General features: G+C 67.7%; 13 protein-coding genes. 10 read left to right on the top strand and 3 right to left on the bottom strand.

The features are described from left to right. Positions 1-299 precede the first annotated feature (299 nt). The 6 genes from SB771_RS15190 (at position 300) to SB771_RS15165 (ending at position 4,626) form a co-directional block, all read left to right on the top strand. Positions 300-1,685 (top strand): amino acid permease, encoded by a 1,386-nt coding sequence (locus tag SB771_RS15190; protein WP_165753072.1) that lies wholly within the window; start codon positions 300-302, stop codon positions 1,683-1,685. A 43-nt stretch (positions 1,686-1,728) separates the two neighbouring features. Then, positions 1,729-2,931 carry an amino acid aminotransferase gene (locus SB771_RS15185; protein ID WP_011658770.1) on the top strand — a complete coding sequence of 401 codons (1,203 nt, stop codon included), beginning with the start codon at positions 1,729-1,731 and terminating at the stop codon, positions 2,929-2,931. A 130-nt stretch (positions 2,932-3,061) separates the two neighbouring features. Beyond that, the gene (locus SB771_RS15180) at positions 3,062-3,460 is read left to right on the top strand and encodes a DUF488 domain-containing protein (RefSeq protein ID WP_175659272.1); all 399 of its coding nucleotides are present in this window, start codon (positions 3,062-3,064) and stop codon (positions 3,458-3,460) included. Positions 3,461-3,577: 117 nt separating this feature from the next. Further along, complete coding sequence (locus tag SB771_RS15175; RefSeq protein ID WP_126225373.1) at positions 3,578-3,871, top strand: DUF1488 domain-containing protein; 294 nt, start codon at positions 3,578-3,580, stop codon at positions 3,869-3,871. A gap of 16 nt (positions 3,872-3,887) precedes the next feature. Continuing rightward, complete coding sequence (locus tag SB771_RS15170; RefSeq protein WP_006752669.1) at positions 3,888-4,127, top strand: hypothetical protein; 240 nt, start codon at positions 3,888-3,890, stop codon at positions 4,125-4,127. Positions 4,128-4,269: 142 nt separating this feature from the next. Further along, positions 4,270-4,626, top strand: coding sequence for a metal ABC transporter ATPase (locus SB771_RS15165; protein WP_175659271.1), 357 nt, complete (start codon positions 4,270-4,272; stop codon positions 4,624-4,626). Positions 4,627-4,650: 24 nt separating this feature from the next. Here SB771_RS15165 and SB771_RS15160 read toward each other — a convergent pair whose 3' ends face one another. From SB771_RS15160 to lhpI, 3 genes are all read right to left on the bottom strand, one after another. After that, the gene (locus SB771_RS15160; protein WP_175659270.1) at positions 4,651-5,436 is read right to left on the bottom strand and encodes a helix-turn-helix domain-containing protein; all 786 of its coding nucleotides are present in this window, start codon (positions 5,434-5,436) and stop codon (positions 4,651-4,653) included. Between the two features lie 17 nt (positions 5,437-5,453). Beyond that, positions 5,454-5,861 (bottom strand): response regulator, encoded by a 408-nt coding sequence (locus SB771_RS15155; protein ID WP_006752672.1) that lies wholly within the window; start codon positions 5,859-5,861, stop codon positions 5,454-5,456. 188 nt (positions 5,862-6,049) lie between these two features. Then, positions 6,050-6,985: a bifunctional Delta(1)-pyrroline-2-carboxylate/Delta(1)-piperideine-2-carboxylate reductase gene (lhpI, locus tag SB771_RS15150; protein WP_175659269.1), complete on the bottom strand. Its 936-nt coding sequence runs from the start codon at positions 6,983-6,985 to the stop codon at positions 6,050-6,052. Between the two features lie 262 nt (positions 6,986-7,247). Here lhpI and SB771_RS15145 point away from each other — a divergent pair, with 262 nt between their 5' ends. From SB771_RS15145 to SB771_RS15130, 4 genes are all read left to right on the top strand, one after another. Then, positions 7,248-7,985 carry a FadR/GntR family transcriptional regulator gene (locus SB771_RS15145; protein ID WP_175659268.1) on the top strand — a complete coding sequence of 246 codons (738 nt, stop codon included), beginning with the start codon at positions 7,248-7,250 and terminating at the stop codon, positions 7,983-7,985. Between the two features lie 121 nt (positions 7,986-8,106). Next, entirely contained in the window at positions 8,107-9,228 is a 1,122-nt protein-coding gene (locus SB771_RS15140) for a branched-chain amino acid ABC transporter substrate-binding protein (protein WP_105831018.1), read from the top strand. A 54-nt stretch (positions 9,229-9,282) separates the two neighbouring features. After that, positions 9,283-10,290: a trans-3-hydroxy-L-proline dehydratase gene (lhpH, locus tag SB771_RS15135; protein ID WP_175659267.1), complete on the top strand. Its 1,008-nt coding sequence runs from the start codon at positions 9,283-9,285 to the stop codon at positions 10,288-10,290. A 197-nt stretch (positions 10,291-10,487) separates the two neighbouring features. Then, on the top strand, positions 10,488-13,082 hold the full coding sequence (locus SB771_RS15130; RefSeq protein ID WP_175659266.1) for a penicillin-binding protein 1A: 2,595 nt from the start codon (positions 10,488-10,490) through the stop codon (positions 13,080-13,082). Positions 13,083-13,096 lie beyond the last annotated feature (14 nt).

Raw genomic sequence — 13,096 nt, 5'->3', positions numbered from 1 at the left:
CCGGGGTGCAATTTTATCTCATAATGTAGGGTTTGCATGAGCGGGTTACGCAACCCGATTTCGCCGTCGCGACGCTAAACTGACGCCGGATTTTCGTGCGCGGCCGCGGCGACGCGGGCGAGGACGACGGTCGGCGGCCGGGCTGGCGGGCCTGCCGACAGGAATCGGGCGTCACCGCGCGAAGATCGCAGTCCCCAACCCGGCGGCTCCACGAACGGCCGCCGGCACAGCAAAACAACGCCCGGCACACCGAGGCGTGCCGCACCGCTTCCGGCGGAGGCGGGCAACATGGAGAAGACATGGTTTCTGGAAACGAGAAGGACGGCCTGAAGCGGGGGCTGAAGAACCGGCACATCCAGCTGATCGCCCTCGGCGGCGCGCTCGGCACGGGGCTGTTCCTCGGCATCGCGCAGACGATCAAGATGGCCGGCCCGTCCGTGCTGCTCGGCTACGCGGTGGCCGGCATCGTCGCGTTCTTCATCATGCGCCAGCTCGGCGAGATGGTCGTCGACGAGCCGGTGGCCGGCTCGTTCAGCTACTTCGCCGATAAATACGTCGGCCACTTCACCGGCTTCCTGTCCGGCTGGAACTACTGGGTGCTGTACATCCTCGTGAGCATGGCCGAGCTGTCGGCCGTCGGGATCTACGTGCAGTACTGGTGGCCCGGCGTGCCGACCTGGGTGTCCGCGCTGGTGTTCTTCGTCGCGATCAACCTGCTGAACCTGGCAAGCGTGAAGTCGTACGGCGAGACGGAATTCTGGTTCTCGATCATCAAGGTCGCCGCGATCGTCGGGATGATCGGCTTCGGCGGCTGGCTGCTCGCGAGCGGCCACGCGGGCCCGGAGGCGAGCATCGCGAACCTGTGGCAGCACGGCGGCTTCTTCCCGAACGGCGTGTCGGGGCTCGTGATGTCGATGGCGGCGATCATGTTCTCGTTCGGCGGGCTGGAGCTGATCGGCATCACCGCGGCCGAGGCCGACGATCCGAAGCACAGCATTCCGCGCGCGACCAACCAGGTGATCTACCGGATCCTGATTTTCTACATCGGCGCGCTGGCGGTGCTGCTGTCGCTGTATCCGTGGGAAAAGGTCGTCACCGGCGGCAGCCCGTTCGTGCTGATCTTCCATGCGCTGAGCAGCAACCTGGTCGCGAACGTGCTGAACGTGGTCGTGCTGACGGCCGCGCTGTCGGTCTACAACAGCGGCGTGTACAGCAACAGCCGGATGCTGTTCGGCCTCGCGAAGCAGGGCAACGCGCCGAAGGTGCTGTGCTCGGTGAACAAGCGCGGCATTCCGCTCGCCGCGCTCGGCGCGTCGGCGCTCGCGACCGGCGCATGCGTGCTGGTCAACTACTTCATGCCGGGCAAGGCGTTCGAGGTGCTGATGGGCCTCGTCGTGTCGGCGCTGATCATCAACTGGGCGATGATCACGCTGATCCACCTGAAGTTCCGCCAGGCCAAGCGCATCGCCGGGGAGCAGACTTCGTTCCGCAGTCTGGGCTATCCTTTCACGAATTACCTGTGCCTGGTGTTCATGGCCGGCATTCTCGTCGTGATGTACCTGACGCCGGATCTCCGTCTGTCGGTGTACCTGATCCCCGTATGGCTCGCGGTGCTCGCGATCGGGTATCGCTTCCGGCAGAAGAATGCGGGCTATGCGATGCGCGACGGCGCGTCCGCGCGCTGACACGGGCACCACGATCATCCTTCCAGACGAGACCGACATAGCCATGTTCGAACACATCGACGCGTACCCGGGCGATCCGATCCTGACGCTCAACGAGAACTTCCAGAAAGATCCGCGCGATCAGAAGGTCAACCTGAGCATCGGCATCTATTTCGATGCCGAAGGCCGGATTCCCGTGATGGGTGCCGTGCGCGAAGCCGAAACCGCGCTGCAGCGCGACCTCGGCCCGAAACCCTACCTGCCGATGGTCGGCCTCGCCGCGTATCGCGACGCCGTGCAGGCGCTCGTGTTCGGCGCCGATCACCCGGCGCGTGCGGCCGGCCGCATCGCGACCGTGCAGACGCTCGGCGGCTCGGGCGCGCTGAAGGTGGGCGCCGATTTCCTGAAGCGCTACTTCCCGGACGCGCAGGTATGGCTCAGCGATCCGAGCTGGGAAAACCACCGCTTCATCTTCGAGCGCGCCGGCTTCACGGTGAACACGTACCCGTACTACGACGAAGCGACGGGCGGCCTGAAGTTCGACGCGATGCTCGCGGCGATCGACGCGCTGCCGGCGCGCAGCATCGTGCTGCTGCACGCGTGCTGCCATAACCCGACCGGCGTCGATCTCGACGAAGGCCAGTGGGAGAAGCTGATCGACGTGATCGAGGCGCGCGGGCTGCTGCCGTTCGTCGACATGGCGTACCAGGGCTTCGGCGCGGGCCTCGACGCGGATGCGTTCGCGGTGCGCGAACTGGCCCGCCGCGGCGTGCCGGCGCTCGTCGCGAACTCGTTCTCGAAGAATTTCTCGCTGTACGGCGAGCGGGTCGGCGGCCTGAGCGTCGTCTGCGAGGATGCGGCCGCGGCCGAGCGCGTGCTGGGCCAACTGGCCGGCGCGGTGCGCTCGAACTACAGCAACCCGCAAACCTACGGCGCGAAGGTCGTGGCGACCGTGCTCAACACGCCGGCGCTGCGCAAGCAGTGGGAAGAAGAGCTCGCCGCGATGTGCCGCCGCATCGCGCGGATGCGCCAGTCGATCCACGACGGCCTGCGCGACCACGTCAGCGGTGAAGCGCTCACTCGCTACGTGAAGCAGCGCGGGATGTTCACGTACACGGGCCTGACCGAAGCCCAGGTCGACGCGCTGCGCGAAGTGCACGGCGTGTACATCCTGCGTTCGGGCCGCATGTGCGTCGCGGGCCTGAACGATTCGAACGTCGGCATCGTCGCGGAATCCATCGGCAAGGTGCTGAAGAGCGGCGTCTGACCGCACGCCTTCGGGCGCCCGATCGTTTCGCCGAAACCGGCTGTCTCCTTTGTGGAGGCAGCCGGTTTTTTGTTGCGCGGCGGCGGCGCGGCGCTACGATGGAAACTCGAACGCATGACCAAGGAGCGGCATGGCAATTCGAATCGTACGGCTCGGCACGCCGCGCGCGGCCGGCGAGGGCCTGAGGATCGGCACGGTGCGGCGACCGCCGCGCGGCGTACCGAGGGCGGAATTCGCGTCGCGCAACTACTATGATGTATGGTTGCCGACGTTGTCGCCGAGCCCCGAGCTCGTCGCGCAGGCGCTGGCGGCCGAAACCGACGCCGAATGGCGCGCGTTCACGCGCCGCTTTCGCGCGGAAATGGCGCATGGCGACGCGCCGAAGGTGCTGGATCTGCTCGCCGCGCTGTCGGCGACGAGCGCGTTCTCGATCGGCTGCTACTGCGAGGACGAACGCCGCTGCCATCGCGGCGTGCTGCGCGAACTGCTGGCCGAGCGCGGTGCGGCAATCGACGCGGACGCGGGCTGAACGCCGCTCCACGCCATGCGAGGGGCGCCGCATCGTGCGGCGCAGCGAAGCCGTTGACGTGGGTCAAGCGCGCGGCCGTGCAGGCGGCTATGCTCATGTCATGGGATCGTCACGACGATGACAGGCGGACAGATGCAGATTGCCTTTCCACCGGAACCGCCCGAATATTGCGGACGCGATCTGGTCGTCGCATTTTCGGCGCTGGTCGATGGTCGCTGCGTGCAGTGCGCGATCACGGCCGAAGCGCTGGAAGACCATTTCGGCGCGCCATCGCTGCTCGAGCGGGATCTGCTCGCTGCGTTCGAAGCGCATCGGTCGGCGATCGATGCGATGGCACGACGAATGCTCGAAGAAATCGGGGGACGGCCGGTGTTGCTGCATAGCGGTCATTTCCGGCTCGAGGAAGACTGATCCCGCAGGAGGGCGCATGACACTGCAAGGTACGATTCATGAACGCGACTGGTCGGTCGAAATCGAGACGCGACCGTGCGAATCCGGCGAGTTCCGCTGTCGTGTGTCCGTTGAGCATGGCACGGGGGCGGCGCGTTTTCATCACACGTTCGAACACAGTCACGCGTATCCCACCGAGCACGAGGCGGCGATCGAAGGGCTGCGGGCCGGGATGACGTGGATCGAAATGAAGGCGTCGCAGACATTCAGCGTATGAATTCTCTCGCGCCGATGGTTGCGCGCAGGTGGGGCTGCCACAGGCAGTGAACGCCGCGTCGGTCATCGCGCCGCGTACGGGACAGGGATACACAGTGACAGGTACGCGGTCGACGGGCACCGATCTCGTCAGGAGGCGCCCCATGGGCGTGGGCATGCAGATCGTCTGCGTCGGATTCACGGGGTACGCCGCACTCGAAGCCGAGGCGGGGGCGCAACTGGTGCGGCTCGAACGATTCCGCGCACGGCTCGCCGATTGCCGGCTGACGATCGAGTCGCGCACGACCGATGACGGAGACCGCACCTACGACGTGCGGCTCGAACTGCTGATGCACGATCGCGCGCCGGCATCGCTGCCGTCCAGCACCGGCGACGATGTGAACGACACGATGCGCCGCGCGTTCGCGCACGCCGAACAGGCGCTGTCCGCGTGGCACGCGGACGAATCCGAAGCCGCCGTCGCGTTACGTCAGGTCAAGACGGGCGCCGCCGCGCAATGATGCCGGCCGCGCGCGCTCTATCCGTCAGACCTGTGCGAGCGCCTGCGCGTCGATGATCCGCACGCGCTTGCCGCGTGTTTCGACGAGCGACTCCCGATGGAACCGCGAGAACATCCGGCTCACCGTCTCGAGCTTCATGCCGAGATAGCAGCCGATTTCCTCGCGCGTCATCCGCAGGTTGAATTCCGATGCCGAATAACCGCGCGCTTCGAAGCGCGACGACAGGTTCAGCAGGAAATGCGCGACGCGCTGCTCGGCCGACATCGTGCCGAGCAGCAGCATCTGGCTCGATTCGCGGACGATCTCGCTGCTCAGCATCTGATAGAGAAAATGCTGCATCGATTTCATTTCGCGGCATGCGGCTTCGAGCGCGACGAACGGGATGATGCACACGACGCTGTCCTCGAGCGCGATCGCGTCGCAGCAGTGGCGGCCGGTGCCGATGCCGTCCATGCCGAGCGTTTCGCCGGCGATCTGGAAGCCGTTCACGTGCTCGCGGCCGTCGCGATGCATCATCACCGTCTTGAACGAGCCCGCGCGCACCGCATAGATGCTCTGGAACGGGTCGTCGGTGCGGAACAGCGAGTCGCCCTGGCGAACGTGCCGGGTCGAGCAGATGATCGCGTCGAGGCGGCCGTATTCGTCCGCGGTCAGGTCGGGCGGCAGGCACATCGAGCGCATCGCGCACACTGAGCAGCGCGCGGCCGGATGTTTGGCGGTGTCGGTGCGTGCGACCGCGTGAAGCGGCATCGGTGGCCGAGCCGCGACGGGCGGGGCGGTGGCGAAGGCGGTGGCGGTGGCGGTAGACATGAATCACTCCGGCTCGATCAGGGTTGGTGCGCGCGAGCGTGCACCAGGGATTCGATGACGCGGCATGCGGCGTCGAATTCGGCGGTCTTGTCGAAGAAATAATCGGCTCCGGCCGCCGCGCATGCCTCTCTGAATGCAAGCGCCGAGTGGTTCGTCAGCACGATCGTGACGACGGGCGGCGCGGCCTTCGACAGCATCCCGATCAGCTCGAGACCGCCGCCGTCCGCGAGCCGCAGGTCGACGATCACGACGTCCGCGCGGCTGCTGCGGATGTGCGTCCACGCGTCCTGGCCGTCCTCCGCTTCGCCGACGACCACGACGCCGCCGATCGCGCCGACGAGCAGCGCGATGCGTTGCCGCACGGCGACGGCGTGATCGACGAGGAACACCCTGAGCGCGACGGCGGGTGACAGGCTGGCATTCATGCCCGCAGTATCGTGTTGCGCCGCCGAAAATGAAATCGGCCGAATTGGAAGTTTGTGTAGGCCTGTTCGACGCGTTGTAGGGCGATTCCTACAAGCGCGGGCGAAAGCGGCGGCGACGCTAGGGGCGGGCCGCCGGGAGGCGTGGGCGATTGTCGGCCGCTGCCGTTGTTGCTGCCCCCGCCGTGGAATCAGTCGCCCCGGCGCGCGTCCAGCGCATCGCGTGCCGTGCGGCACGCGGCCAGATCCCATGCGGCACAGCCGACGGTCTTGAACAGCAGCGGTCCGCGACGCTCGAAGGCGCCGCGCAGGACGTCGGCGAGCGACGCGACCTGTTGCCAGTCGACCTGGGCGACGATCAGGTCGCCGGCCTCGTGACGCGCGCCGGCCGGGTCGTCGACGACCAGCCGGCTGTGGCGCACGGTGTCGGCGTCGATCTCGGCGGCGTCCGCGGTGAACGCGCCGACGCCGACCACGAGGCGGCCTTCGCGCGCCGCTTCGCGATAGACGGGCGTGCGGCTCGTCGTCAGCGTGACCACGACGTCGATCGCATCGGGAATCGCGTCGCCGTCGAGCGGCGCGAGTTGCGGGGCCTGCGCGCGGTGCGCGGCGCAGAACGCGGCCGCGCTGCCGGCGCGCGAGCCGCGCACGTGCAGACGCGCGTCCGGAAAGATCGCCGCCAGCGCTTCCGCGTGATTGGCCGCCTGCTTGCCGGTGCCGATCAGCAGGATGTCGCGCGGCGCGGCGCCGTGCAGCGCCTGGATGCCGAGCGCGGTGATGGCCGCCGTGCGGCGCCCCGTGACGGTCGGGCCGTCGAGCACGAAGCGCATCTCGCCCGTCGTCGCGTCGTACGCGCTCACCTGGCCGAGGATCGTCGGCAGCCCGCGCGCGGCGTTGCCGGGGCACACGTTCACGAGCTTGTGGCTCGCGAGGTCGCGCGCACTCGACGGCATCGACAGCATCACGCCGCCTCCCTGCAGCGGCACGACGAGCCGTTCGGGGCTGACGATCTCGCCGGCCGCATACTCGGCGACGGTGTGCGTGAGCGTGGCGAGCAGCGCCGGGTAGTCGAGCAGCGCGGCCGTTTCGGCGGCATTGAAAGCGGGAATCCGGGAGAGGGCGGTCATCGTGTCGGTCGGTTGGATCGGTGAGCGTGGACGACGGGCGCAACGCGCGCTCGCCACGAAAGCTGCCGGAAATAGCCACGGCAGGCGGTCTGGATCAAATCTATACCAGTTGATGGCCAACCGGCAATCCGTAAAATCAGGCAGATGACCGATTTTGGTTCTAATATCCGTCCAGATGGGCCGTCGCACGTGCCGGCCCGCTGCGCTGCGGTATCGTGCGCACCATTCCCGAACCACGCCCCCGACCTGGCAGGAGCCCCAGATGATGTCCGCGCGTCCCGAATCCCTTGAAGCCGGTTTCCGGCCGCTGCAGATCTACGAGCAGGTCGCCGAGAAGATCCGCGACGAGATCCGCGCGGGGCACTATCCGGCCGATTCGAGGCTGCCGTCCGAGCGCGAGCTCGCGGCGCTGTTCCAGGTCGGCCGGCCGGCCGTGCGCGAGGCGCTCGGCGCGTTGCAGAACGAAGGGCTGGTGTTCACGAAGCGCAATTCGGGCACCTACGTCGTGCCGGCGCCGCTCGACGTGCTCGCGCAGCGCGGCGACCCGCGCAGCGCGCCGGATGCCGACTTCAGCCCGACGTCGACGCTCGACGTGCGGCTCATCCTCGAGCCCGCGATCGCGCGCCTCGCGGCCGCGCATGGCCGAGCCGATCCGATCGCCGAAGGCTATCTCGCGCAGATGGAAACCATCACCGATGTCGACGACCCGCGGCAGCGCGCGCTGTGGAACGAGAGCGACCGGCTGTTCCACCGGCAGCTCGCGCTGATGACCGGCGACGCGCTGATCGTGAAGATCGCCGACGAAGTCGCGAAGACGATGGACCAGCCGCTGTGGAAACGGTTGAAGGACGACGGCATCTACGACGCGGGCCGGATCCGGCTCTACGTGTCCGAGCACCGGCTGATCTACGAGGCGATCGTGTCCGGCGACGCCGATGCAGCCGCGTTCTACGTGGAGCAGCACATTCTCCGCGTGCGGCGCGACATCACGCCGAAGTAACGCACGCTACGGCATTCTGGTCTGAAATATGACCAGAATCGTAAATAGTATTTTGAAATTGCTTGCGTCGTGACCATGGGTGTCCTACATTGGTTTCACACAAAACCAATCAGGAGACACCATGCGATACCTCATTACCGCGCTCTCGGTGGCCGTTGCCGCCGGCGCGCTGACTTCCGCGCACGCGCAGGAAGTCGTGACGATCGGCCACTCGGCGCCGCTGACCGGCCCGCAGGCCGCGAACGGCAAGGACAATGAAAACGGCGCGCGCCTCGCCGTCGACGAGCTCAACAAGGCGGGTGTGAAAGTGGCCGGCAAGACGGTCACGTTCAAGCTGGTGTCCGACGACGACCAGGCCGACCCGAAGGCGGGCGTGCAGGTCGCGCAGAGCCTGGTCGACAAGGGCGTCGTCGCGGTGCTCGGCCCGTACAACTCGGGCGTCGCGATTCCCGCGTCGCGCGTGTACTCCAATGCCGGCGTGCCGATGCTGCCGGTCGCGTCGAACCCGGCGCTCACGCGCCAGGGCTTCAAGAACATCTTCCGGATCGGCGCGAGCGACGAGCAGCTCGGCGGCACGATGGCGACCTTCGCCGCGAAGACGCTGAACGCGAAGACCGCCGTGGTCATCGACGATCGCACCGCGTACGGGCAGGGGGTCGCCGAGCAGTTCGCGAACGTCGCGAAGGCCAACGGGATCAAGATCGTCGACCAGGAGTACACGAGCTCGTCGGCGACCGATTTCCTCGGCATTCTCACCAAGATCAAGGCCAGCAATCCCGACGTGATCTTCTTCGGCGGCTATGCGGCGCAGGGCGCGCCGATGGCGAAGCAGATGAAGCAGCGCGGCCTGCGCGCGAAGCTGCTCGGCGGCGACGGCATCTGCTCGGCCGACATGGGCAAGGTCGCGGGCGAGGCCGCGTCGATCGTCTACTGCGCGCAGGGCGGCGTCGCGCTCGAGAAAACCTCGGCTGGCCGCGCATTCCTGAAGAAGTACCACGACACCTATCACACGGAGACGCAGGTCTACGGCGTCAACTACTACGACGGCATGAAGCTGCTCGCCGACGCGATGGTCAAGGCCGGCACGACCACCGACAAGGCGAAGCTGATCGCGCAACTGGCGAAATCGAACTACGCGGGTGTCGCGGGCACCTATTCGTTCGACGAACACGGCGACCTGAAGGGCGCGCCGACCACCGTCTACGTGATCCGCAACGGGCTGCCCGAGCCGTACGCGAAGTAATCGCCCCCGGACGGCGCCGCGGCGCCGTCCTTCGTCTTCCCGCTTTCGATCCTCATGAAAATTTCCCGATCCCTTTCGACCGTCGAAGTCCATACCGGCGGCGAAGCCTTTCGCATCGTCACGAGCGGGCTGCCGCGCCTGCCGGGCGACACGATCGTCCAGCGCCGCGCGTGGCTTAAGGAGAACGCTGACGAGATCCGCCGTGCGCTGATGTTCGAGCCGCGCGGCCACGCCGACATGTACGGCGGCTACCTGACCGAGCCGGTGTCGCCGAACGCGGATTTCGGCGTGATCTTCCTGCACAACGAGGGCTACAGCGACCATTGCGGGCACGGCGTGATCGCGCTGTCGACCGCCGCGGTTGAACTCGGCTGGGTGCAGCGCACGGTGCCGGAGACGCGCGTCGGCATCGATGCGCCGTGTGGCTTCATCGAGGCGTTCGTGCAATGGGACGGCGAGCACGCGGGGCCCGTGCGCTTCGTCAACGTGCCGTCGTTCATCTGGCGGCGCGACGTGTCGGTCGACACGCCGTCGTTCGGCACCGTGACCGGCGACATCGCGTACGGCGGCGCGTTCTATTTCTACGTCGACGGTGCGCCGTTCGACCTGCCGGTGCGCGAAGCGGCGGTGGAGAAGCTGATCCGCTTCGGCGCCGAAGTGAAGGCCGCCGCGAACGCGAAGTATCCGGTCGTGCATCCGGAGATTCCGGAAATCAACCATATCTACGGCACGATCATCGCGAATGCGCCGCGCCATCCGGGCTCGACGCAAGCGAACTGCTGCGTGTTCGCGGATCGCGAGGTCGACCGCTCGCCGACCGGCTCCGGCACCGGCGGACGTGTCGCGCAGCTGTACCAGCGCGGCCTGCTCGCGGCCGGCGAGACGCTCGTCAACGAGTCGATCGTCGGCACAGTGTTCAAGGGGCGCGTGCTGCGCGAGACGATGGTTGGCGACATCCCGGCCGTGATTCCGGAAGTGGAGGGCAGCGCGCACATCTGCGGGTTCGCGAACTGGATCGTCGACGAGCGCGATCCGCTGACCTACGGATTCCTCGTGCGCTGAACGCCGGCGCACGGCATCGGGTTGTACCAGGCTTGGCGCGCGGTTCCCTTGCGGGGCGCGCGCCTTTTTTGTCGTGAAACTGCGCGGGCGGGTGCCATTCGCACGGGGTTGGCACGGCCGCCGGCCGGTGTGCCGCGCGAGTTTTGGTACGATGCTGCCTTTCCAGCCGATCCCCCACCCGCGTGAATCGCCGAAACGTGTCGTCAGTGCGTGATCTCTGTGCCAAATGGGTCGCGCGCGCCCAACCCGTCGCGGCCGCTGCCGCCGTGCCCGTCAAGCGTGTGCTGGCCACCGCCTGGCGCCGTCTCCGTCATCCGACGCGCCGTAGCGTGCTGCTCGCGGCCGCCGCCGTGCCGGTGCTGTTCCTGCTGTACGTGCTGGCGCTGATTCCGTTCACGCCCGGCATCGGCGACATTCGCAAGGCACGCGTCGACCAGCCGGCGCAGGTGCTGTCCGCCGACGGCAAGCTGCTGGCGGAATTCAAGCCGTCGAACCGCGAATGGGTGCCGCTCAAGCAGATTTCGCCGCACATGGTCGATGCGCTGATCGCGACCGAGGACCATCGTTTCTACGAGCACCATGGACTCGACTGGAAGCGCACGGCGTCGGCCGCGCTCCATACGTTCTCCGGCAACCGCCAGGGCGGCTCGACGATCACGCAGCAGCTCGCGCGCAACCTGTATCCGGACGAGATCGGCCGCGCGCCGACGCTCACGCGCAAGGTGAAGGAGGCGATCACCGCGCTGAAGATCGAGGCCATCTATAGCAAGCAGCAGATCCTCGAGACCTACCTGAACACGGTGCCGTTCCTGTACAACGCGTACGGCGTCGAGATGGCCGCGCGCACCTATTTCGACAAGTCGGCCGACCAGCTCGACGTGCTCGACAGCGCGACGCTCGTCGGGATGCTGAAGGGCAACAGCTACTACAACCCGGTGCTGAACCCCGAACGCGCGCTGCAGCGGCGCAATACGGTGCTCGGCCAGATGGTGAAGTACGGCAAGCTGTCGCCGGCGCAGTTCGCGCAGTTGCAGCGCCGGCCGCTGCGCGTCGATTTCGAGCGCCAGAAGGAGCCGCCGGGGCCCGCGCCGCATTTCGCGCAGCAGTTGCGCAAATGGCTGATCGGCTGGGCCGACCGCAACGACTACAACATCTACTCGGACGGGCTGATCGTGCGCACCACGATCGATGCGCGGCTGCAGCAGATGGCGACCCAGGCGCTCACGCAGCAGGCGAACCAGCTGCAGGGGATCGCGAACAACGCGTGGAGCGGCCGCGACGGCTGCGGCACCGACAACGAGGTGTTCCGCACCTTCATGCGCGAGTCGCCCGAGTACAAGGCCGCGCAGGACGCCGGCAAGGACGATGCGGCCGCGATGAAGCAGCTCGCCGCCGATCGAGGCTTCATGCGCGCGCTGTGCAAGGCGAAGACCGACGTGCAGGCCGGCTTCGTCGCGATCGATCCGCGCGACGGGCAGATCCGCGCGTGGGTCGGCAGCCGCGACTTCACGAACGAGCCGTTCGATCACGTGTCGCAGGCACGGCGCCAGCCGGGTTCGACCTTCAAGCCGTTCGTCTATGGCGCCGCGTTCGCGAACGGGATGAAGCCGGAGGACACGTTCGTCGACCAGGCAATCGAGATTCCGCTGAAGGGCGGCGAGATCTGGCGCCCGAACGACGATGCGCCGCCCACCGGCAAGCCGATGACGCTGCGCGACGCGGTCGCGCTGTCGCGCAACCGGATCACCGCGCAGGTGATGGAGAAGGTCGGCCCGGCGGCCGTCGCGCGGCTCGCGCGCGACATGGGCGTGCGCGAGAGCCCGCTCGAGCGCGTGCCGTCGCTCGCGCTCGGCACGAGCCCCGTGACGCTGAAGGAGATGGTCGCGTCGTACGCGACGATCGCGAACGGCGGGCTGTACGTCGAGCCGCAAATGGTCACGCGCATCGAGACCCGCCAGGGCGACGTGCTCGCCGAATACGCGCCGGCGCCGCCCGAGCGCGCGCTCGACGCGGAAACCGACAAGACCCTGCTCGACGTGATGCGCGACGTTGTCACGCGCGGCACCGGCGGCAGCATCCGTACGCGCTTCGGGATTCGCGGCGACGTGGCCGGCAAGACCGGCACCACGCAGGACAACGCGGACGGCTGGTTCATCCTGATGCAGCCCGGGCTGGTCGCAGGCGCGTGGGTCGGCTTCGACGACGGCCGCGTGACGCTGCGCAGCGACTACTGGGGGCAAGGCGCGCACAGCGCGCTGCCGATCGTCGGCGACTTCTTCCAGCGCGCGCAGCGCGCCCGCATCGTCGACACGAAGCTGAAATTCGACACCGAGCCGTCGCCGGGCTGGTTCGCGTCGGCGCGCGAACGGGTGACGGACCTGTTCGACGGCTGGTTCGGCCCCGAATCGAAGCAGGAGCCGGCGCCCGTGAGGACCCAGCGTATCGAGCGTCAGCCCGACGAGGACACAGACGAGGCGTCGGCCGCGTCCGCCGCGTCGGCGCCCGGGCCGGCATCGGGCGGCATCGTCGAGGAATGGATCCCGGCGTCGGAGGTGGCGGCGTCGGCCGCCGCGTTGTCGACGGGCGCGTCGCAATCGCAGCCCGTGCAGCCGCCGGCGGCGGGGGGAGGCAGCGCGGCGAGTTCCGGCAATACCGGTGGCGGCGGCCTCGGCTCCGCACCAGCCACGGCGCCTTCCACCGTGCCGGCACCTTCACCTTCACCTTCACCAGCTCCGGCACCTTCACCGGCACCGGCACCGGCTTCACCCGACGCGACCAGCGGTTCGGAGTAACGAGTCGTTCAGAT

The organism is Burkholderia sp. SIMBA_051, from assembly GCF_046534915.1.
Classification (GTDB): domain Bacteria; phylum Pseudomonadota; class Gammaproteobacteria; order Burkholderiales; family Burkholderiaceae; genus Burkholderia; species Burkholderia ambifaria.
The sequence above is the reverse complement of the archived record's forward strand: the minus strand, read 5'-3'. Positions and strand labels throughout refer to the sequence as shown.

Excerpts from the sequence above, each read along its gene's own strand:
- SB771_RS15190 (WP_165753072.1), top strand. The coding sequence starts at position 300 with ATGGTTTCTGGAAACGAGAAGGACGGCCTGAAGCGGGGGCTGAAGAAC.
- SB771_RS15185 (WP_011658770.1), top strand. The coding sequence starts at position 1,729 with ATGTTCGAACACATCGACGCGTACCCGGGCGATCCGATCCTGACGCTC.
- SB771_RS15180 (WP_175659272.1), top strand. The coding sequence starts at position 3,062 with ATGGCAATTCGAATCGTACGGCTCGGCACGCCGCGCGCGGCCGGCGAG.
- SB771_RS15175 (WP_126225373.1), top strand. The coding sequence starts at position 3,578 with ATGACAGGCGGACAGATGCAGATTGCCTTTCCACCGGAACCGCCCGAA.
- SB771_RS15170 (WP_006752669.1), top strand. The coding sequence starts at position 3,888 with ATGACACTGCAAGGTACGATTCATGAACGCGACTGGTCGGTCGAAATC.
- SB771_RS15165 (WP_175659271.1), top strand. The coding sequence starts at position 4,270 with ATGGGCGTGGGCATGCAGATCGTCTGCGTCGGATTCACGGGGTACGCC.
- SB771_RS15160 (WP_175659270.1), bottom strand. The coding sequence starts at position 5,436 with ATGTCTACCGCCACCGCCACCGCCTTCGCCACCGCCCCGCCCGTCGCG.
- SB771_RS15155 (WP_006752672.1), bottom strand. The coding sequence starts at position 5,861 with ATGAATGCCAGCCTGTCACCCGCCGTCGCGCTCAGGGTGTTCCTCGTC.
- lhpI (WP_175659269.1), bottom strand. The coding sequence starts at position 6,985 with ATGACCGCCCTCTCCCGGATTCCCGCTTTCAATGCCGCCGAAACGGCC.
- SB771_RS15145 (WP_175659268.1), top strand. The coding sequence starts at position 7,248 with ATGATGTCCGCGCGTCCCGAATCCCTTGAAGCCGGTTTCCGGCCGCTG.
- SB771_RS15140 (WP_105831018.1), top strand. The coding sequence starts at position 8,107 with ATGCGATACCTCATTACCGCGCTCTCGGTGGCCGTTGCCGCCGGCGCG.
- lhpH (WP_175659267.1), top strand. The coding sequence starts at position 9,283 with ATGAAAATTTCCCGATCCCTTTCGACCGTCGAAGTCCATACCGGCGGC.